The sequence below is a fragment of the Streptomyces sp. NPDC041713 genome, from assembly GCF_055591085.1.
In genome coordinates this window covers 211564-230548 of sequence record NZ_JBVIZY010000010.1, presented here as the reverse complement: position 1 = coordinate 230548, position 18985 = coordinate 211564, and the positions used below count along the sequence as shown (strand labels likewise).

18 protein-coding genes are annotated in these 18985 nt (G+C 72.9%); 3 read left to right on the top strand and 15 right to left on the bottom strand.

Features of this window, described 5'->3' with window-relative positions; genetic code table 11:
* Positions 1–28: 28 nt before the first annotated feature.
* Positions 29–1318 (top strand): phosphodiester glycosidase family protein, encoded by a 1290-nt coding sequence (locus ACZ6CV_RS28125; protein ID WP_469253433.1) that lies wholly within the window; start codon positions 29–31, stop codon positions 1316–1318.
* Between the two features lie 34 nt (positions 1319–1352).
* On the opposite strand, the gene ACZ6CV_RS28120 is transcribed toward ACZ6CV_RS28125, so the two are convergent.
* The 12 genes from ACZ6CV_RS28120 to ACZ6CV_RS28065 all read right to left on the bottom strand — a co-directional run bounded on the left by ACZ6CV_RS28120 (position 1353) and on the right by ACZ6CV_RS28065 (position 13763).
* Positions 1353–2921 (bottom strand): hypothetical protein, encoded by a 1569-nt coding sequence (locus tag ACZ6CV_RS28120; protein ID WP_469253432.1) that lies wholly within the window; start codon positions 2919–2921, stop codon positions 1353–1355.
* Between the two features lie 80 nt (positions 2922–3001).
* Positions 3002–3196 carry a hypothetical protein gene (locus ACZ6CV_RS28115; protein ID WP_355812679.1) on the bottom strand — a complete coding sequence of 65 codons (195 nt, stop codon included), beginning with the start codon at positions 3194–3196 and terminating at the stop codon, positions 3002–3004.
* Positions 3197–3336: 140 nt separating this feature from the next.
* A complete protein-coding gene (locus ACZ6CV_RS28110; RefSeq protein WP_469253431.1) occupies positions 3337–4197 on the bottom strand; it encodes a phosphatidylinositol-specific phospholipase C/glycerophosphodiester phosphodiesterase family protein in 861 nt (286 codons plus the stop codon).
* Positions 4198–4371: 174 nt separating this feature from the next.
* Entirely contained in the window at positions 4372–5040 is a 669-nt protein-coding gene (locus ACZ6CV_RS28105; protein WP_469253430.1) for an ABC transporter ATP-binding protein, read from the bottom strand.
* Positions 5033–5998, bottom strand: a complete 966-nt coding sequence (locus ACZ6CV_RS28100; protein ID WP_469253557.1) for an ABC transporter ATP-binding protein — start codon at positions 5996–5998, stop codon at positions 5033–5035. The genes ACZ6CV_RS28105 and ACZ6CV_RS28100 overlap by 8 nt, the downstream gene beginning before the upstream one ends.
* 44 nt (positions 5999–6042) lie before the next feature.
* On the bottom strand, positions 6043–6963 hold the full coding sequence (locus tag ACZ6CV_RS28095; RefSeq protein ID WP_469253429.1) for an ABC transporter permease: 921 nt from the start codon (positions 6961–6963) through the stop codon (positions 6043–6045).
* Positions 6956–7921, bottom strand: a complete 966-nt coding sequence (locus ACZ6CV_RS28090; protein ID WP_469253555.1) for an ABC transporter permease — start codon at positions 7919–7921, stop codon at positions 6956–6958. Before ACZ6CV_RS28090 ends, ACZ6CV_RS28095 begins: the two co-directional genes overlap by 8 nt.
* Before the next feature lie 80 nt (positions 7922–8001).
* Positions 8002–9588, bottom strand: coding sequence for an ABC transporter substrate-binding protein (locus ACZ6CV_RS28085; protein WP_469253428.1), 1587 nt, complete (start codon positions 9586–9588; stop codon positions 8002–8004).
* A 164-nt stretch (positions 9589–9752) separates the two neighbouring features.
* The gene (locus tag ACZ6CV_RS28080) at positions 9753–10877 is read right to left on the bottom strand and encodes an acyl-CoA dehydrogenase family protein (protein WP_469253427.1); all 1125 of its coding nucleotides are present in this window, start codon (positions 10875–10877) and stop codon (positions 9753–9755) included.
* Positions 10877–12064 carry an acyl-CoA dehydrogenase family protein gene (locus ACZ6CV_RS28075; RefSeq protein ID WP_469253426.1) on the bottom strand — a complete coding sequence of 396 codons (1188 nt, stop codon included), beginning with the start codon at positions 12062–12064 and terminating at the stop codon, positions 10877–10879. The genes ACZ6CV_RS28080 and ACZ6CV_RS28075 overlap by 1 nt, the downstream gene beginning before the upstream one ends.
* Positions 12061–13059 carry an NADPH:quinone oxidoreductase family protein gene (locus ACZ6CV_RS28070; RefSeq protein WP_469253425.1) on the bottom strand — a complete coding sequence of 333 codons (999 nt, stop codon included), beginning with the start codon at positions 13057–13059 and terminating at the stop codon, positions 12061–12063. The genes ACZ6CV_RS28075 and ACZ6CV_RS28070 overlap by 4 nt, the downstream gene beginning before the upstream one ends.
* Before the next feature lie 89 nt (positions 13060–13148).
* A complete protein-coding gene (locus ACZ6CV_RS28065; protein WP_362369706.1) occupies positions 13149–13763 on the bottom strand; it encodes a helix-turn-helix domain-containing protein in 615 nt (204 codons plus the stop codon).
* Between the two features lie 133 nt (positions 13764–13896).
* On the opposite strand from ACZ6CV_RS28065, the gene ACZ6CV_RS28060 reads away from it, so the two are divergent.
* Positions 13897–14970, top strand: a complete 1074-nt coding sequence (locus tag ACZ6CV_RS28060; protein WP_469253424.1) for an NAD(P)/FAD-dependent oxidoreductase — start codon at positions 13897–13899, stop codon at positions 14968–14970.
* Between the two features lie 13 nt (positions 14971–14983).
* On the opposite strand, the gene ACZ6CV_RS28055 is transcribed toward ACZ6CV_RS28060, so the two are convergent.
* Positions 14984–15910, bottom strand: a complete 927-nt coding sequence (locus ACZ6CV_RS28055) for a LysR family transcriptional regulator (RefSeq protein ID WP_469253423.1) — start codon at positions 15908–15910, stop codon at positions 14984–14986.
* A 275-nt stretch (positions 15911–16185) separates the two neighbouring features.
* Here ACZ6CV_RS28055 and ACZ6CV_RS28050 point away from each other — a divergent pair, with 275 nt between their 5' ends.
* Positions 16186–17076 carry an SDR family oxidoreductase gene (locus tag ACZ6CV_RS28050; protein ID WP_469253422.1) on the top strand — a complete coding sequence of 297 codons (891 nt, stop codon included), beginning with the start codon at positions 16186–16188 and terminating at the stop codon, positions 17074–17076.
* Positions 17077–17252: 176 nt separating this feature from the next.
* Here ACZ6CV_RS28050 and ACZ6CV_RS28045 read toward each other — a convergent pair whose 3' ends face one another.
* Together ACZ6CV_RS28045 and ACZ6CV_RS28040 are read right to left on the bottom strand one after the other, a co-directional pair.
* Positions 17253–18086: an enoyl-CoA hydratase/isomerase family protein gene (locus ACZ6CV_RS28045; RefSeq protein WP_469253421.1), complete on the bottom strand. Its 834-nt coding sequence runs from the start codon at positions 18084–18086 to the stop codon at positions 17253–17255.
* Positions 18087–18141: 55 nt separating this feature from the next.
* Entirely contained in the window at positions 18142–18900 is a 759-nt protein-coding gene (locus ACZ6CV_RS28040) for a PIG-L deacetylase family protein (protein ID WP_469253420.1), read from the bottom strand.
* Positions 18901–18985 lie beyond the last annotated feature (85 nt).

Sequence of the window (18985 nt, the reverse complement as noted above, 5' to 3'; positions counted from 1 at the left end):
GCCGATCGGTCGACAACAGGGGGTACCTGTGACACGTCGCACGCAACGGAGCGGCCGGTTCAGAACGGCCTGCACCCTCATCACGACGCTCGGCACGCTGGCCGGCGCGGCTCTCCTGGGAGCGGCCCCGGCCGACGGTGCCGCCGGGACCGCGCGAGGCCCTGCGGGCCGGAGCGCGCCGAGCCCGATCGCACCGGGCGTGGAGTACCGGTACTTCGACATCCCCACCGCGCGCGGCACGGCCCGCGCCCACGTCCTCGACGTGGATCTGCGCGACCCGCGCACGAGCGTCGGGCTGCTCTACCCCGGCAAGGTCGCCGCGCGGGCACCCGTCTCCGCGCTCGCGGACGGCGTCGGCGCCGTCGGCGGCATCAACGGCGACTTCTTCAACATCACCGAGACCCAGCACCCCGGCGTCGAGGCGACCGGCGCGCCCGTCGGCCCCGCCGTCGCGAACGGCCGCGCCCTCAAGGCCGCCGTGCCGAACGGGCAGCGCTTCGGTCCCGCCATGCCGCCGGGCGTGACCACCGAGGCCGTCCTCGGGGTCGGGACCGACCGCCGGGCCCGCCTGGACGACCTCGCCCTGGAGGGGCAGGTCCGCACCCCCGGGGGCAGCCTCCCGCTGGGCGGCCTCAACCAGTACGCGCTGCCGGTGGGGTCGGTGGGCGCCTTCACCGACGACTGGGGCTCCGTCTCGCGGACGCGCGCGACCTGCGGCACCGACACGAGCCGCGGTGCGCCCTGCAGCACGGACACCCATGAGGTGACGGTCCGCGGCGGCCGGGTGGTGGCCTCGTCCGACACGCCGGGCACCGGGCCCATCGCGCGCGGCAGCACGGTCCTGGTCGGACGCGAGGAGGGCGCGCAGCAGCTGCGCAAGCTCTCGACGGGCGACCGGATCTCGGTCAGCCACCGCCTGGTGGCCGCCGCCTCGCACGTCCCCTTCCGCTTCGCCCTCGGCGGCTTCCCCGTGTTGCGGGGCGGTGTGCCGCTGCCCGGCCTCGACAACGCCACCTCGGCGGTGCGCACGGCGGCCGGCATCTCCGACGACGGACGCCGGCTGCTGCTCCTCTCGCTCGACGGCTCCCCGGAGTTCCGCACCGGCCTGACGATCGCCGAAGTGACCGACACCCTGCGGGAGTTGGGCGCGCGGGACGGCTTCAGCCTGGACGGCGGCGGCTCCTCCACCCTGGTGTCGGCCACGTCCACGCTGGTCGCGCGGGCGCCGGGCGCCGATGCCGTGACGGTGCGCAACCACCCCAGCGGTGGTGCGGAACGCCCGGTGCCCAACGGCATCGGCGTGTTCTCCCGGAAGTGAGGGGTGACCGGCCGGCCCGTCGCGGGGCGGCCGGTCACTTCGTGTCGCGCACCGCTACCAAGCCGTTGAAGGCGCCCACGTAGGCGGTTCCGTCGGGGCCGAGCGTCACCGGCGCCCAGTTGTTGTCGTACGCGATGCCCGTGCCGGCGAGCCGCTTCCACCGCGTGTCGCCGGTACGGAAGTCGACCGCCGTGAGGTACCAGGCGTCGATGCCGAGGCGGTTGGGCTCCTTGGTGTAGAAGTACAACAGGCCGTTGGCGGTGGAGAGTTTGGGCACCGTGGACGGTGAGCGTTCGCCGCTCTCCCAGACCGTGTCGCAGCCGCTGCCGTCCTCGCGCACGTCGATCCGGCTGACGCCGCCGACGACGCTGCGTCCGAAGGTGAGCGACGTGATGTTCTCGTAGCCGTAGTTGTTCTCGACGACCAGGCTGTCGCCCCAGGTGATCAGGGAGTTGTCGGTGGTGGAGGCGCCGGAGCCGAAGACGGGGACCTTGCAGACGAGCCGCTCGTCGGCGGGCACGTCGGCGCCGCGCCGGTAGACGAGGACGTTCATCCGGTCGTCGGCGTTGTCGGTGATCGCCACGTAGTCGTCGTCCTCGCCGAAGAGGTCGGGCGTGGTGCCGGAACCCTGGTTCACCGAGCCGGGCTTGGTGCCGGTGCCCCGGTCGTAGGTCTGGCGCCAGATCGCCTTCGGTGTGCCGTCCGGGCCTGCCCGGAAGCTGTAGAGGGCGTGGTCGGAGACGATGGAGACGCCGTCGTCGGCGACGGAGAAGGAGTTCTGGATCTCCTCGCCGTCGAGCCGGACGGAGCGTATGTCGCCGCTCTTCGGGTCGACGGTGCCGATGCGTCCCTGCCGGGTCACCCACCAGATGCGGCCCTCCCAGTCGGGCATCACGGAGGTGACCGGGTCGCACGTGCCGCTCGGGTGGAGGTTGGTCCAGCTGACGCAGTCGTGCCGCACGTGTGCCGTGAGGTCCCACTCCTTGTCGACGACGAAGCGCCAACTCCCGTCCGCCGCCTGCTCGTGCGCGAGCCGGACGATGTGCTGGCGGGAGTCGGCGAGGACGAGCCTGTCCTCGTTGTCGAGGTAGGAGTAGGCGCCGCCCGAGGTGTCCTTGAAGATCCTGGAGAAGTCGAGCCGGGTGATGGCCTCGATCGTGGAGGGCCGTTGCGGGAGCTTGTACTCGGCGAGGGTGTCCAGCGTCGTCGGGTCGAGCAGCTTGACCAGGAAGCCGGTGAAGGTGCCGCAGACGGTGACGATGCGCCCGGCGCGGTCGAAGGTGACGGTGGCGCACTCGCCGCCCAGCGCGGCCATCTTCTCGCTGGTGACCGCGGGCCGCTGTCCGAGCGGCCCGTTCCAGGGGTACGTTCCGCTGCCCGTCGCGTCGGCGTGCATGCCGCTGCGGCCGTTGGCGGCGAGGTACGGGTGCTGGGGCGGTGGGGTGCCGGGCAGCGGGTGGGCGTCGGCGGGCGCGCCCTCGTAACTCTCGACGAGCCGGTGGCCGGGGGCGTTGGGGATCTCGTCGGCGTACGCGGGGACCGTGAGGGAGACGGTCAGGGCCACGGCGCTGACGGGAACGAGGCGGCGCAGTCTGCTGGGCATGCGCCGAAGCTAGAGCGGGGCCCCGCAAGTGTCCATGAAACGGCGTCAGTTGTTCATGAAGACGCAAAGAAGGCCGTCGGTCATGGCTGGATGCCGCTGACGATGCCCGCGGTGGCGGTCAGGCCCTCGCGGATGGTGGGGGCCATGCTGGTGCTCGCCAGGTAGAAGCCCAGCAGGGCGCAGACGATGGCGTGCGAGATCTTCAGTGCTCCGTTGCGCAGGAAGACCACCGCAAGGATCAGGAGCAGCAGTACGACTGAGATCGAAATGGCCACGGGAGTACCTCCTCCGCCACGCGACACCGCGGGCTCACGGCCGTCAGTGTGGCGTAGCGGAGGGTGCGTCCGGGCGTCTGACCTGTGCTCCGAACGGGTGCTCCTTGTTGTGGTGTTGGCTGTGGTGTTAATCAGCGCGGTCAGCGGCTGTGCGCGTCGAGGAACGCTTCGAGGCCGGCGAGGTCGTCGGTGTTGAGGTGGTCGACACCGGCGGCGAGCAGCTCGCCCCAGACCGCATCGCGCTGGGGTCCCGGCAGGTCGGGAGTCGCCCAGAACCGGACGCGCTGTCCGTGCGCGTGGGCCCCGGAGACGATGCCGCGCAGCTTGGCCCGTTCGGCGGCAGGCATCGGGCCCGTTCCCACCCAGCTGAAGTTGAGGGCCCAGTTGTCGCTGATCAGCGGGATGAGCGAGGCGGGCGCCGGGGTGTCGAGGTCGGTGAGCCGCCCGTCGTAGAACGCGTACCGGACACGCTGCGCCGCCATCGGACCGCGCGCCGCGCGGTCACCGGAGACGACGGCGGTGATGGCGCCGCGACGCACCTTCCCGTGGACGTACGTGCTGAACAGGCGCCGGTAGGGCCGCAGATGCTCGTGCAGCGCGGTGTACGTGGCCGCGCCCTCGGTCTTGATGTCGATGAGCAGCTGGAAGGGGGTGCGGTGGTAACCCCGGTACACGGAGCCGTGGTTGGCGTGCACCCGGGCGGCCAGCGGGTCCAGGTAGAGGGATTCGAGGGTGCGGGTGGGGTCGAGGTCGACGGGGTCGTGGGCGACGAGCAACTGTCCGTCGACGAGGTAGATGTCGGCCTCGACGCTGTGGAAGCGGTGGTCGAGCGCGTCGAAGAGGGGCCGCGGATGGTCGTAGTCGTTGTGGGCGTGGGCGCGGAGCAGCGGCCGGGGTGGGTGGCCGCGGTGGCTCACGTGCGCGTAGGCGGGCGTCGCGATGCCGCCGACGAGGGCGGCGCCGAGGGTGCTGAGGGCTCTGCGACGGGTGGTGAGGGCCATGTCTGCCTCCCGGGAAGGCGGGTCGGTGCGCCGTCGGGGTGCGACGGCGCGGGGGACGACGACGGGCGGGACCCAGTGAGTATGAGGCCCAGCCCGCGCCGGGAGACCCTGCCTGTACGGGAGTTGGCGCTATCGACGCCGTGCGTTCACGTCCGCCCGGGGTGGGGCAGTCTGCTACCCGGTGGTGGGGGCCGTCAGGTCGTCCCAGTGCGCCGTGCGGTCGCACCACCGTTCCAGCAGGACACGGTCGTGGCCGACCGCGAGGAGTCCCGCGCCGCGCTCGGCGCGGTACTCCTCCACGACGTGGACCAGGGCCGCCGTCGTCGAGGCGTCCAGCATCGCCGTCATCTCGTCGCAGATCAGCCAGCGCGGGCGCAGCACCAACGCGCGGGCCAGGCAGGCGCGTTGCAGCTGGCCGTCGCTGACCTCGTGCGGGCGGCGGCCCAGCAGGTCAGTGCCGAGGCCGACGCGGGCCGCGAGCTCCGGGACCAGCGCGGCCGCGTCGGCGCCACGGCCGACGGCCCGCAGCGGCTCCGCGATCAGCGCCGTGAGGGTCAGCCGCGGGTCCGCGGAGAGCCGGGGCTGCTGGAAGACGACGCCGAACGCGGTCCGCTGCGCGCGCGGCGCCCGGTGGCGCCACCCGGCGGCGGCCTCGCCGTCGACGACGACCTGCCCGGCGTCGGGGCGGTGCAGCAGCGCGGCGACCCGCGCCAGCGTGGACTTGCCGCAGCCGCTGGGGCCGAGCAGTCCCACGGACTCGCCGGGCGCGATGGTGAGGTCGACGCCGCGCACGACGGGCGCGCGCCGGTCGTAACCGGCGGTGATGGAGCGCAGTTCAAGCACGGGGCGCCTCCAGCACGTCCGCGTGAGGGTGGTGGCAGGCCGTGCCGTCGGTAAGCAAGGGCAGCGCCCGGCACGCCTCGTCGGCGCGGTCGCAGCGGGCCGCGAACGCACACCCCTCGGGGAGCGCGGACAGTTCGGGCGGCATGCCGGGGACGGGCGTGAACTCCCGCTCGGGCAGGGCGTTCAGGAGCCCGCGGGCGTACGGGTGGCGGGGGCCCGGAGCGCCGAAGAAGGCCTCGGCGTCGGTGAGTTCGACGATGCGTCCCGCGTACATGACGGCGACGCGGTCGGCGATCCGTTCGGCGGCGGACAGGTCGTGGGTGATCAGGAGCAGCGCGCGGTCGTCACCGACGTGCCGGCGCAGCTCGTCCACCGTGCGGTCCACGAGGTCGCGGTCGAGACCGGTCGTCGGTTCGTCGGCGAGCAGCAGCGGCGCGTCGCCGATGAGGGCGAGCGCGGTGGCGGCCCGCTGCGCGAGGCCGCCGGACAGCTCGTGGGGGTAGCGGTCGAGGTGGCCCGCGGGGAACGCGGCGCGCTCGGCGGCCGCCTCCGCCGCGGCCGGGAGGTGTGGCCGTCGTACTCCCGTGAGTTCGCGCAGCGTCTCCTCCAGTTGGGAGCGCACCGTGCGGACCGGCGTGAGGTGGGCGGCGGGGCTCTGCGGGACGAGGCCGACGCGGCGGCCCCGCACGGTACGGGCCAGGGTGCGCTCGTCGGCGGTGAGGAGGTCGACGCGGTTGCCGGTGCCGGAGGTGTCGCCGGTGGCGGCGGTGGCGGCGGTGTCGGCCGCCGGGATGAGCGCGCTGCCTGCGGTCTCCGCGTTCTCCGGGAGCAGCCCGAGCAGCGCGGAGGCGAGCACGGACTTGCCGCAGCCGCTCTCGCCGACCAGGGCGAGGCACTCCCCCGCCGCGAGGTCGAAGGTGGCGTCGGTGACCGCGCGGACGTGGGTGCCGCCGCGCATGCGGAAGCGTACGGAGAGACCCTCCACGGAGAGGACGGGAACCGTCACAGCATGAGCTCCGATCGGCGCCGGGGATTGATCCGCTCCCGCCAGGCGCCCGCGAGGCCCGCGATCGCCAGGGTGGGCACGATGATGAAGAGGCCGGGGAAGAGCGTCGGCCACCAGTCGCCCGCGAGCAGCGAACCGCGCGCGCTCTGCACGAGCGTGCCGAGGCTGGCCTGGTGGGTCGGCAGCCCGAGGCCGAGGAAGGAGAGCGCCGACTCGTGCCAGATGGCGTGCGGCACCATCAGGACGGCGGCGAGGCCGGCCTGCGGCAGGACGCCCGGCAGCAGGTGCCGCACGGCGACGCGCAGCCGCGAGGCGCCGCCGGATATCGCCGCGTCGACGTAGGGCCGCGCGCGCAGCGAGAGCACCTCGGCGCGCACGATACGGGCGGTGGACAGCCAGTGGGTGAGTGCCACGGAGACGACGACCGGCCAGACACCGGGCCGGAACATGGCGACGATGAAGATGCCGAGCAGCAGGTGCGGCACGGAGGAGAAGACGTCCACGAGCCGCATCACGAGCCGGTCCACCCACCCTCCGGAGGCGGCCGCGAGGGCGCCGACCGCCGTGCCGATGACGGTGGCGACGACGGCCGCGACGACCCCCACGAGCAGCGAGACGCGCAGTCCGTAGACACAGCGCAGCAGCAAGTCGCGCCCGACGTCGTCGGTTCCGAAGGGGTGCGCGAGCGACGGCGGCCGCAGCTTCGAGGCCAGGTCGACGGCCTGCTCGTCGAGATGGACGAGGGGCGGTACGACGAGCACGGCGAGGACGACCGCGGCGACGAGCACCGCGGAGGTACGCACCCGCCACGCGCGCGTGGAGCGGCGCACACCGCCCCGGGCCCGCCAGACGATGCCGGCCGACCCGGCCGACCCCTTCGTCCCAGTCGTCCCCGTCGTCCCGGTGGTCTCAGCCATCGAATCCCACCCTCGGGTCGGCGAGGCCGTACAGGAGGTCGGCCACGAGATTGCCCAGCAGCACCGCCACCGTGGCGAGTGCGGTCAGCGCGGCGAGCAGCGGAAAGTCCACGGCGGTGGCGGCCTGCACGGTGGCCGCGGCGATGCCGGGCCAGCTGAAGACGGTCTCGACCAGGAGCGCTCCGGTGATCAGTTCGGGTACGCGGGAGCCGATGAGCGTGAGCACGGGCAGCATGCCGGAGCGCAGCGCGTGCCCGAGGAGCACGGTGCGCTCGGCGAGGCCACGCGCGCGTGCGCCCCGTACGGGATCGTCGCCCAGCGCGTCGCCGACTCCCTGGCGCACGTAGAGCACGAACCAGGGCACCTGCGAGATCGCCAGGACGCCCGCGGGCAGCACCAGATGGCTCGCGACCTGTCCGGCGGTCACCGTCGAGCTGGCCGTGTCGGTCAGACCGCCGGAGGGCAGCACACCGAGCTTCAGCGCGAACAGCCAGACGGCGAGCAGGCCGAGCCAGAACGGCGGCGCCGCCTCCAGGGTGTACGCGAGGGACGTCACGGCGCGGTCGACCCAGCCGCCGGGGCGGCGGGCGGCGAGCACGCCGAGGGCCGTGCCGAGCAGGATCGCGACGAGGAACGCGGTCGCGGCGAGCAGCACGGACCAGCCGACCCGCTCGCCGATGACGTCGGCGACGGGCTGCCGCAGCGTGCTGGAGTCCCCGAAGTCGCCGGAGAGCGCGGAGGTCAGCCACTCCCACCAGCGGGCGGCCAGTGGCCGGTCGACGCCGAGGTTGGCGCGCAGCTGGTCCAGGTTCTCCTGCGAGGCGGTGAGCCCGGCCGTGCCCGCGTACGCCTTGACGGGGTCGAAGGGCGAGGCCGCGGCGACGGCGAAGACGCCGAAGGTGACGACGAGCAGCACGGGCACGGCGAACAGGGCGCGCCGGCCCGCGAGCCGGGCCATCGGCCCCCAGGGCAGGCGACGGCGCGTCGCCTGCCCTGGTGCCTTGGTCATCTCCCCTGGTGCCTTGGTCGTCGCGGGTGTCACTTCTTCGGCTGCCAGTCCTCGACGTTCCACCAGGGGCCGGACGCCAGGCCGTGGTCGTGCGGCTCGACCTGGGTGGTCAGGTCGCCGAACTTCTTGTCCACGACGTAGAGGTGGTCGATGTGGGTGAGGAAGGTGTAGCCGGGGTTCTTTACCAGTTCACGCTGGATCGTGTCGTAGGCGGCCTGGCGCTCGGCGTGGTCGCCGCTCTTGCGGGCGTCCTCCAGGGCCTTGTCGACCTTGGGGTTGTCGTAGTGCGCCATGTTGTTGAAGCCGTCGCCCGCGAGGGAGGACTTCAGGAGCGCGTACTGGTCGAAGTCCGGGTCGGCCGGGGAGCCGCCGCCGGCGAGGACGGCGTCCTTGGGCATGCGGGGTTCGATGACCTCCCACGTGCCGGACTGCACCTCCACCTTGATGCCGAGCTTCTTGGCGTCGGAGGCGTAGGCGAGGGCGTGGTCCTGGCGGAGCTTGTCACCCGAGAGGTACCAGAGCGGGAAGGACGCCTTGATGCCGTCCTTCTCGCGGATGCCGTCCTTGCCCGGCTTCCAGCCCGCGTCGTCGAGGATCTTCTTCGCCTTGGCCGCGTCGAACTTGCGCTCGGTGCCCTGGGTGAACCAGGGGCTGTCGGTCGGGACGGGCCCGTAGGCCTCCTTGCCCTCGCCGTACAGGATCGAGTCGACCATCGCCTTGCGGTCGACGCCGACGTCGAGCGCGCGGCGGACGGCGGTGTCGCCCGCGACCTTGTTGCCGGTGGGCAGGGTCACCACGCGGTAGTCGAAGGTCTTGGCGGCGTAGCGCTTCTTGCCGCTGTCGTTCTTGTACTTCTTCGCCAGGTTGGGCGGCAGGATCGCGCCGTCGAGCTCACCGGCGTCGAGCCGGGTGGCGCGGATGTCGTCGTCCTTGATGATCGCCATGGTGAAGTTCTTGACCTTGGGAGCGCCGCCCCAGTAGCCGGGGTTGGCCTTGAAGGTCAGCTTCTCGCCCTTGGACCACTTGACCAGCTCGTACGGTCCCGTGCCGATCGGCTTGGTGGTGAAGGCGCCGGTGTTCACGTCCTGCTTCGCCGCGATGTGCTCGGGCGCGATGGGCAGCACGGTCCGCTCGGCGAACGGCGCGTAGGGGTACTTCAGGTGGAAGACGACGGTGTCGTCGCCCTTCGCCTCGACGCTCTTGACCGCGTCGAGCTCGGTCTTGGAGGCGTTGTTGGTCTTCTTGTCGAGGATCGTCTCGTACGTGAAGACGACGTCCTTGGCCGAGAAGGGCTTGCCGTCGCTGAACTTGACGCCCTTGCGCAGCTCGTACGTGTAGGTCTTGCCGTCGTCGGCGACCTTGGGCAGCGCGGCGGCGAGGGCCGGCTTGAGCTTCATGTCGGCGTCGTGGGTGAGCAGCCCGTCGAAGATCTTCGAGTTGCCGTCCTTGCCGTAGCCGAGGAGCGGGCTGAGGGTCTCCGGCTCGTAGGCGATGCCGACGACCGCCGAGTCCTTCGCACCGCCACCGTCGCCGTCGGCCGGCGCCGAGCAGGCGGAGGCGGCGAGCGCTATCGCGGCCGCCGTCGCCACCGCGCCCCGTGTCGATCGGGCCCTCATGCTCCACACCCCTACTGAAGATCATCCGTTATTGCGAACAGCTCGCAATTATGCACTACGTAATGGGGGCGTAAAACGTGCAGCCCGCACCTGGTAGGTGCGGGCTGCATCGACTTTCGCGTCGGGATCTTGCAGTGGGCTCTCGCGCCGGTGTGGCGGGTGGGTCAGGGGGCCTGGAGGTCGACCAGGGCGGCCAGCTCCTCGCGGTGGCGTCCGGCCGTTCCGTAGGCGATCGAGTCCGCCTTGGCGCGCTTGAGGTGGAGGTGGACGGGGTGCTCCCAGGTCATGCCGATGCCGCCGTGCAGCTGCAGCGCCTCCTCGGCCGCGTGGACCGCCACCGCGGCCGCGTAGGCCTGGGCGAGCGCGGCCGCCACGTCCGCGTCCGCGCTGTCGGCGGCGAGGGCGTCGGCGGCGTTGCGGGCGGCGGCACGGGCATTGACGACCTCCACCCAGAGCTGGGCGAGGCGGTGCTTGAGCGCCTGGAAGGAGCCGACGGGCCGGTTGAACTGGTTCCGCTCCTTGGTGTACCGGACGGTCTCCGTCAGACACCATTCGGCGATGCCGAGCTGTTCCGAGGCGAGCAGCGCGGCACCGGCCCGCAGCCCGCGCCGTACGGCGGCGCCCGCGTCCCGCGTCAGCTCACGCGCGCGGGCCGCGTCGAAGGTGACCGCGGCGAGCGGACGGGTGAGGTCGAGGGAGGTCTGCGGGGTGACGGTGACACCGTCCTGCGCCGTGTCGACCGCGTACAGCCCACCGTCGGCGGGGACGAGCAGCACATCGGCGCCCGCCGCGTCCGCGATGCCGGTCAACTCCCCGTGCAGGGCGCCCGCTTCGTGCCGTACCCCCTCGACTGCGCCGGACGCGTCACCGGGGGCGACGGCGAGTCCGACCGCGAGGGCGCCCACCGTACGGCCGGCGGCGAGCGCCGCGAGCAGCTCGGTGGCCTCGGGGCCGGCGCAGCCGAGCAGCGTCTCCGTGGCGACGACGGCGCTCGTGAGGTACGGGACGGGCGCCACCGCACGGCCCAACTCCTCCAGGACGACGGCGACTTCGCGGTGCGTGGCGCCCTGGCCGCCCAGCTCCTCGGGTACGAGGAGGCCGGCCAGGCCCATGCCTTCGGTGAGCGCCTTCCACAGTTCACGGTCGTGCGGGGAGCCGTCCGCCGGGGATTCGATGCGCGCGAGGACGGTGGCGGCGTCGCAGCGGTCGGCGAGCAGGGCCCGCACGGCCGAGCGCAGCGCCTCTTCCTCGTCGGAGTAGAGCAGGTCGCGCTGCTCGCTCTGTGTCATCAACGGGCCAGGTCCTTCCAGGCGACGTCCTTGTCGGTGCGCGGCTCGGCGGGCAGGCCAAGGACGCGCTCGGCGACGATGTTCAGCAGGACCTCGCTGGTCCCGCCCTCGATGCTGTTGCCCTTGGAGCGCAGATAGCGGTAGCCCGCGTCGCGGCCGGTGAAGTCGACGAGCTCGGGCCTGCGCATCGTCCAGTCGTCGTACAACAGCCCCTCCTCGCCGAGGAGTTCGACCTCAAGGCCGCTGATCTCCTGGTTGAGGCGGGCGAACCCGAGCTTCATGCCGGAGCCCTCGGGGCCGGGGTGTCCGGCGACGAGCTGCTGGCGCAGCCGCTCGCCGGTGAGCCGGGCGACCTCCGCCTCGACCCAGAGCTTCAGCAGGCGCTGGTGGAGGTCGTGGGTGCGCAGGTCGGGCCGCTCGCGCCAGGTCTTGGTGACCGTGCCGATCATGCCGCCCTCGCGCGGGATGCGCATGCCGCCGATGGACACGCGCTCGTTCATGAGGGTGGTCTGGGCGACCTTCCAGCCGTCGCCGACCTCGCCGAGGCGGTGGGCGTCGGGGATGCGTACGTCGCTGAGGAACACCTCGTTGAACTCGGCCTCGCCGGTGATCTGGCGCAGCGGCCGCACCTCGACGCCGGGGTCGGTCATGTCGCACACGAAGTACGTGATGCCGCGGTGCTTGGGGGCGTCCGGGTCGGTGCGGGCGATGAGGATGGCCCAGCGGGCGCTGTGCGCGCTGGAGGTCCACACCTTCTGGCCGTTGACGATCCAGTCGCCGGTCGCCTCGTCGCGGACGGCGCGGGTGCCGAGCGCGGCGAGGTCGGAGCCGGCGCCGGGCTCGCTGAAGAGCTGGCACCACACCTCCTCGCCGGTCCACAGCGGGCGCAGGAAGCGGCGCTTCTGTTCGTCGGTGCCGAAGCCGAGGACGGTCGGCGCGGCCATGCCGAGGCCGATGCCGATGCGCCGCGGATCGTTGTCGGGGGCGCCCGCGGCCTCCAGTGCGGCGTCCACGACGGCCTGCAGGGAGCGCGGCGCGCCGAGGCCGCCGAGGCCCTCGGGGTAGTGGACCCAGGCGAGGCCGGCGTCGAAGCGGGCCTTGAGGAAGTCGGCGCGGTCCGTCGTGGCGGGCGGGTGCGCGGCGAGCAACTCCTCGGTGCGGGTGCGCAGTTCGGCTGCGTCGGTCATGCGGCACCTCCGTGCGGAAGGACTCCGTGCGAAAGGGCTCCGTGCGGGAGGACGACGACCCGGCCGGTCGTGACGCCGTCGGCGACGCGCTGCACGGCGGAGGCGGCGTCGGCCATCGGGACGCGCTCGCTCACCAGCGGCTTGATGGCGCCCTTGGCCGCGAGCGCGGACAGCTCCTCGTGACAGCGCAGGATCAGGCTCGGGTCCTTCGTCTTGTACAGGCCCCAGTGCAGGCCCACGATCGAGTAGTTCTTCACCAGGGCGTGGTTGAGCGCGGGCGAGGGGATGGCGCCGCTGGCGAAGCCGATGACGACGATGCGGCCCTCGAAGGCCACGCACTTGGCGGACTTGGTGTAGGCGTCGCCGCCCACCGGGTCGTAGATCACGTCGGCGCCGCGGCCGCCGGTGGCTTCCTTGACCGCGCCGATCACGTCGTCCGTACGCCGGTCGAGGACCAGGTCGCAGCCGAGCTCGCGGGCGACCGCGGCCTTGTCCGCGCCGCCGACGACGCCGATGACCTTGGCGCCCGCCGCCTTGCCGAGCTGGACCGCGGCGCTGCCGACGCCGCCGGCCGCGGCGTGCACCATCAGGGTCTCGCCCGCCTGGAGGTGCGCGCGGCGGTGCAGCGCGAACCAGCCGGTCTGGTAGCCGATGTGCAGCGCGGCGGCCTCGGCGTCGTCCAGCGCGTCCGGGGCGGGCAGCAGCGCGGCGGACTCCGCGACCGCGTACCCGGCGAGGCCGCCGTGCGGCAGCACCGGGTTGGCGATCACGCGCCGCCCGTCCTCGGTCTCGCCGCAGATCTCCAGGCCCGGCGTGAACGGCAGCGGCGGCCTCACCTGGTACTGGCCCCGGCAGAGCAGCGCGTCCGGGAAGTTGATGTTCGCGGCGCGCACCTTCAGCAGCACCTGCCCCTCGCCGAGCGCGGGGCGGTCCACCTCGGCGAGGCGCATCACCTCGCCCGGCTCGCCGTTCTCGTGCACTTGCCATGCCTGCATGCGGGGCCTCCACGGGGGCTGTCGTAGACCGGGCTCGTTGGCATACTAAGCGGTCGCTTGCCCGTAAGGGAACAGTCCCGGCCCTCCGCTCAGCCGGCGTCTCCCTTACGGGTCGGCCGTGCCCGTACGTGCATGCGCTCGCCCTGTGGACCGAAGAGGCTGATGAACTCCGCGCCCGTCTCGCTGGTGGCCCCGAACCAGTGCGGGACCCGGGTGTCGAACTCCGCCGCCTCGCCGGGTCCGAGCACCACGTCGTGGTCCCCGAGGATCAGGCGGAGCTTTCCCGAGAGCACGTACAGCCACTCGTAACCCTCATGGGTCTGCGGGTCCGGTGCCGCAGTCGCGCGGGCGGGCTCCACCACCTTGTACGCCTGGAGGCCGCCGGGCTGCCGGGTCAGCGGCAGCATGGTCCGGCCGTGCCGGACGATCGGCTTGGCCCGCACGCGCGGGTCGCCCACCGGCGGGGCACCGACCAGTTCGTCCAGCGGGACCTGGTGGGCGCGGGCGATCGGCAGGAGGAGTTCGAGACTGGGCCTGCGGTGGCCGGATTCCAGCCGGGACAGGGTGCTGACGGAGATGCCGGTGGCGGCGGAGAGGCCGGCGAGGGTGGCGCCGCGCTCTTTGCGGATGCGGCGCAGCCGGGGGCCGACCTCCGTGAGGACCTGATCCATCGACTCGGCTGCGGCCGTCTCGTCTTCTGTCATGCCCCCATGATGCAGGATTTTGCGGTTACGGCAAGGGAGCTTGTCGTAATCGCACGGTGGAGCGAGAGTCGGGAGACGTGAAAGGTCACCGCGACCGACAGACGGACGGACGGACGAGGAGAGGCGAAGAGCGATGAGCGAGACGAGGAACGAAGACGGCGCACTCCACGAGGGAGACACCGGCGGACAGGACCAGACATACGACGCGGTGGTCATCGGAGGCGGCGCGGCCGGTCTCAGCTCGGCGCTCGCGCTCGGCCGCTCCCGTCGGCGCGTCCTGGTGGTGGACTCCGGCGAGCCGCGCAACGCCCCCGCCGCCCATATGCAGGGCTACCTCTCGCGGGACGGCATGCCGCCGGCCGAGTTCCTCGCCGAGGGACGCCGGGAGCTGCGGCGGTACGGGGTGCGGCTGCTGAGCGGCGAGGTGTCGGAGGTGACGCCGGACGGCACGGGAGAGTTCGGGGTCACCCTGGCGGACGGCGGGACAGTGCACGCGCGGCGGGTCGTCGTGGCGACGGGCCTGAGGGACGAACTGCCCGACGTGCCGGGCCTCGCCGACCGCTGGGGCCGCGACGTGCTGCACTGCCCGTACTGCCACGGCTGGGAGGTGCGGGACCAGCCCTTCGGCGTGCTCGCCCCGGACCCGTTCGCCGGCCATCAGGCGCTGCTCGTCACCCAGTGGTCGAAGGACGTGACGCTGTTCCTGCACACCGTGCGCGAGCTCCCCGACGCGGAGTGGGAGCGTCTCGCGGCCGCCGGTGTGCGGGTCGTCGAGGGCGAGGTCGCGGGTCTGACGGTCGAGGACGACCGGCTGACGGGCGTACGCCTCGCCGACGGGCGGCACTTCGCCCGCTCGGTCCTCTTCGCCGCCCCGCGCCCGGTACCGCGCGGCGGCCTGCTGCCCGCGCTCGGCGCCGAGTTCCGGGAGACACCGTTCGGCCCCTTCCCTGCGGTCGACGAGACGGGCCGCACGAGCGTGCCGGGCATCTGGGCGGTCGGCAACGCGGCCCACCCCATGGGCCAGGTGATCAACGCAACGAGCGCGGGCTACCTCGCGGGCACGTCGATCAACGCGGACCTCGTCATGACGGACATCGAACGAACGGCAACAAGGCGCCGGGCAGGCGTCTTCACACCGGAAGCGGAGGCAGCGGTGACGGCGACGCGGGTGCGGGCGGGCACCCACGCACCCGTTCCGTCCCAGTAGGTGCAACGCCACCTCACGTCACCCCCTCCTCCTCCCCCTCCCCCTCACCGAAGGTGACGGCGCAGTGTTGTTCCACCGTGTTCGCGAAGGCGCGGGCCAAGGGGGACAGGGCGTCCCAGCGGCGTACCGCCCAGCCGGTCCACAGGGTCGGCAGGTCGGGGATCGGGACGAGGCGTAAGCCCGGGTGGGCCGGGCCGTGCCAGGCTGGGAGGTCGGGGACGATGGCGTGGCCGAGGCCCAGTTCGGCCAGGAGGATCGCGGTGTCCCAGTCGGCGACGCTGGTGTCGGACGTCGGCGCCGTGCCGGACGCGGCGAGCCAGGCGTCCAGGCGGGAGCGGGACGTGGCGTTCTCGGGCAGGGCGATCAGGCTGATGCCCGCCAAGTCCGCCGTGTCGACACGGGACTTGGCGGCCAGGGGGTCGTCCGCGGCGACGGCGAGGACCCACGGGAGCTCGACGACCGGCCGCTGCTCGATGCCGCGCACGGGCTCGCCCAGCGTGATCCAGGCGAGGTCGAGGCCGCCGGCGAGCAGCGCGTCGAAGCAACTGCGGCTGGAGTGGGTGGTCTGGAACTCCAGGCTGACGTTGGGGTGGTGACGCCGGAAGTCGACCACGGCACCGGACATGAAGTGGCGGACCGTGGTGGACCCGGTGGTGATGCGCACCGAACCCGCCTCGCCGTGCACCACTTCGCGCAGCCGGCGCAGCGCGTGGTCGATGTCACCGAGCCCGCCCGCCGCGGCGGTGTGCAGGAGCCGCCCCGCGGGCGTGGGCACGACACCGCGCGGGTGGCGCTCCAGGAGGGCGATGCCGGTCTCCCGTTCCAGGCGCTTGATGTGCTGACTCACCGCGGACTGGGTGCAGGTGAGTTCGCGTGCGACGGCGCTCAGACTGCCGGTGCGGCAGACGGCGACGAAGACGCGGAGGTCGTCGAGGGTCATGGGAAGTGAAACTACCGCCCAGGAGCAAAGCCCGAGCTTGGGAGTGGGCAAGGTAACCCGAGGATTGACTTGATGGTCGCCTCGGCGGGACGATCTCCTCGGGCCCAGGGCGGCAACCCGGCCGAGCCCCGGCAACCGGTCCGGACGGTGGCGGGGAGTGCGCCGGGTGCCGACCCTCCCCCTCGGCCGCGCCACGGTCCCACCCGTCGCGCCTCCAAAAGTTCGCAGCGCGCCGGGCCTGGAGGTTTCTCCCCGTACGAGGTATCGATGCGCGCATGGCGAACGATGAGGTCCTGCCCGGGTTGCCGCCGCCTCCCCCGCGGGGCGCGTCCGCGCTGCCGCCCGGCACGTACGACGGCACCGTCGTCCTGGTCACGGGCGGCGGGACGGGCCTCGGCAAGGCCATCGCGGCGGAGTTCGCGTGCCTCGGCGCCGACCTCGTGATCGCGAGCCGCCAGGAGGACCGGCTCCTGGCCGCGCGCGACGAACTGGCCGAGCTGGGCGGGCGCGTGACCACCGTGGTCTGCGACATCCGGGACGCCGACCGCGTCGCCGAGGCCTTCGACGCGGCGCAGACGGCGTACGGTCTGCCGGGAGTCCTGGTCAACAACGCGGCCGCCAACTTCCCCGTGCCCGCGGAGGACATGTCCCCGAACGCCTGGCGCGCGGTCGTCGACATCACCCTCACCGGCACGTTCCTGATGACGCGCGAGTTCGCCCGCCGCCACCTCGCGGCCGGCACCCCCGGCTCCGTGATCGATGTCGGCGCGTCGTACGCCTGGACGGGCGGCCCCGGCTTCGCGCACAGCGCGGCGGCCAAGGCCGGCGTGAAGAGCCTGGTGGAGACGCTCGCTGTGGAGTGGGGCCCGTACGGCATCCAGGTCAACGGCCTGGTGCCGGGCCTGATGCCGCACGACGACATGACCGCGGACATCCGCGGCAACCTCGACCGCGCCCGGGACCTGGCCGCCCGCCAGCCCGCCCTCCGCACCGGGCACCCCCGCGAACTGGGCTGGGCCGCCACCTTCTTGGCCTCGCCGTACGCCCGTTTCATCACCGGCCACACACTGGTTGTGGACGGCGCGAACTGGCAGCGCAGGGGGCTGGTGAGCCCGCCGGTGGTGCCGGTGCGGGAGCAGATGGGGAGGGGGCCGTACGAGGGGTGAGCCTCTCGCACCCGAGGGGCGCCGCCCTCTCTCGCCCCCGTGGAGCGCTGCCCCCTCGTGCCCACGGAGCTCTGCCCCTGGCCCCCGAGAAGCGCTGCCCCTTACGCGAGAGGGACTACCCCTTACGCCCGAGGGGGCCTCCCCCTCGCTCCAGTACGGCCGGCCCCCGCGAAGCCCTACTTCCCCTCGAACACCCCCGCCCGCCCCGCCCCCTTCGCGCCGTACCCCTCCCGCGCGTCCTCCGACGTGAGCGTGATCGCCGCGTTCATCGCGACGCGGTCGAGCGCCCCCGCCATCCCCGCGTCGGCGAACGCGTCGATGCCCCGCTTGATGCCCCGCACGGCGAGCGGCCCGTTCGCGGCGATCTCCGCCGCCAGCGCCCGGGAAACCGCCCCCAACTCGGCTCCGTGCACCACCTGTTGGAGCAGCCGCAGCCGCTCCGCCGTGGCGGCGTCGATGCGGCGCCCGGTGAGCGCGAGCAGCTTGGCCCAGCCCGCGCCCGCCTCCCGGGCGATGCGCAGATCGCCGCCCGCGTCCACGGCCACCCCCAGCGTCGCCTCGGGCAGCGCGAAGACCGCGTCGTCCGCCGCGATCCGCACGTCGGCCATGAGCGCGAGCTCGAAACCGAAGCCCAGGCAGTACCCCTGCACCGCCGCCACGACCGGCTGCGGAAGCTCCGCGAACGCCCGGAAGCGCTCGTGGACCCAGCGCATGCCCTCGTAGTAGTTGTGGGCGCGCTCCGCTCCCGAACGGCCCGTGATCGCGCCGCCCGGCGCGGTGATGTCGATGCCCGCGCAGAACGCCCGCCCCTCGGCGCGCAGCAGCACCACCCTGATGGAGTCGTCGAACCGGATCCGGTCGGCGAACAGGCCCAGTTGCCGCGTCGACTCCCAGCTCCACGCGTTGAGTTTGCCCGGGCGGCAGAGGGTGAGGACGCCGAGCCCGTCCTCGACGTCGAGGCGCAGCCGCGCCGTACCCTCCGGGATGTCCGTGCCGGTGGTGTCGATCATCCGCGCTCCCCTGCGCCTGATGCTTCTGATGGGGCGTCAGGTTACGGGCGCGGGGTCACCGACTGAAGACCTGGAACCCGACCGCGGGCTTCCCGCCGAAGCGCGGCGCGAGGGCCTGCGCGTTGCCCAGCAGGAACGTACGGCAGTACTTCTCGGGGTCCTCGTCCGTCAACACCTCGATGTAGGTGCGGTGTTCGAGGAGCGAGGCCACCGAGCGCTCCAGTCCGGCCGTGGCGTCCGCCGCGTGCGTGGGCGTCGCCGAACCGGCGACGGCGACCCACCGCACGCCGTTCCAGGGTTCGAGCCCCTGCTCCTCGATCAGCTCCGGGAAGATCCAGCGGTTGCCCGCGTCCGCCGCGGCGTCCAGCGTGGCCCGGCCCACCGCCACGTGGTCGGGGGTGTTCCAGGAGACACCGCCCCAGGTGTCGCGGAAGTTGAGCGTGATGACGAGCTCGGGGCGGTGCCTGCGGATCGCGGCGGCGATGTCACGGCGCAGCGCCGTGCCGTACTCGACGACGCCGTCCTTGTGGTCCAGGAACTCCACCGTCTCCACGCCGACGACGGCCGCGCTGGCCCGCTGCTCCCGCTCGCGCAGCGGACCACAGGTCACGGGGTCGATCGTGTCGATGCCCGCCTCGCCGCGGGTCGCCAGGAGATACGAGACCTCGCGGCCGCCGTCCGTCCAGCCGGCGATCGCCGCCGCGCACCCGTACTCCAGGTCGTCCGGGTGGGCGACGACGGCGAGCGCACGCTGCCAGTCCTCAGGCATGGGGGCGAGCTGGTCGGGGAGCGTGGCTGCTGTCTGCTCGGTCATGATGGGCAGCTTAACCCCGGGGTACGACAGCGAGTTGGGCACAACCCGCCGCGCCCGGCGAGTGCCGCACAAGACCGGTCCTGGC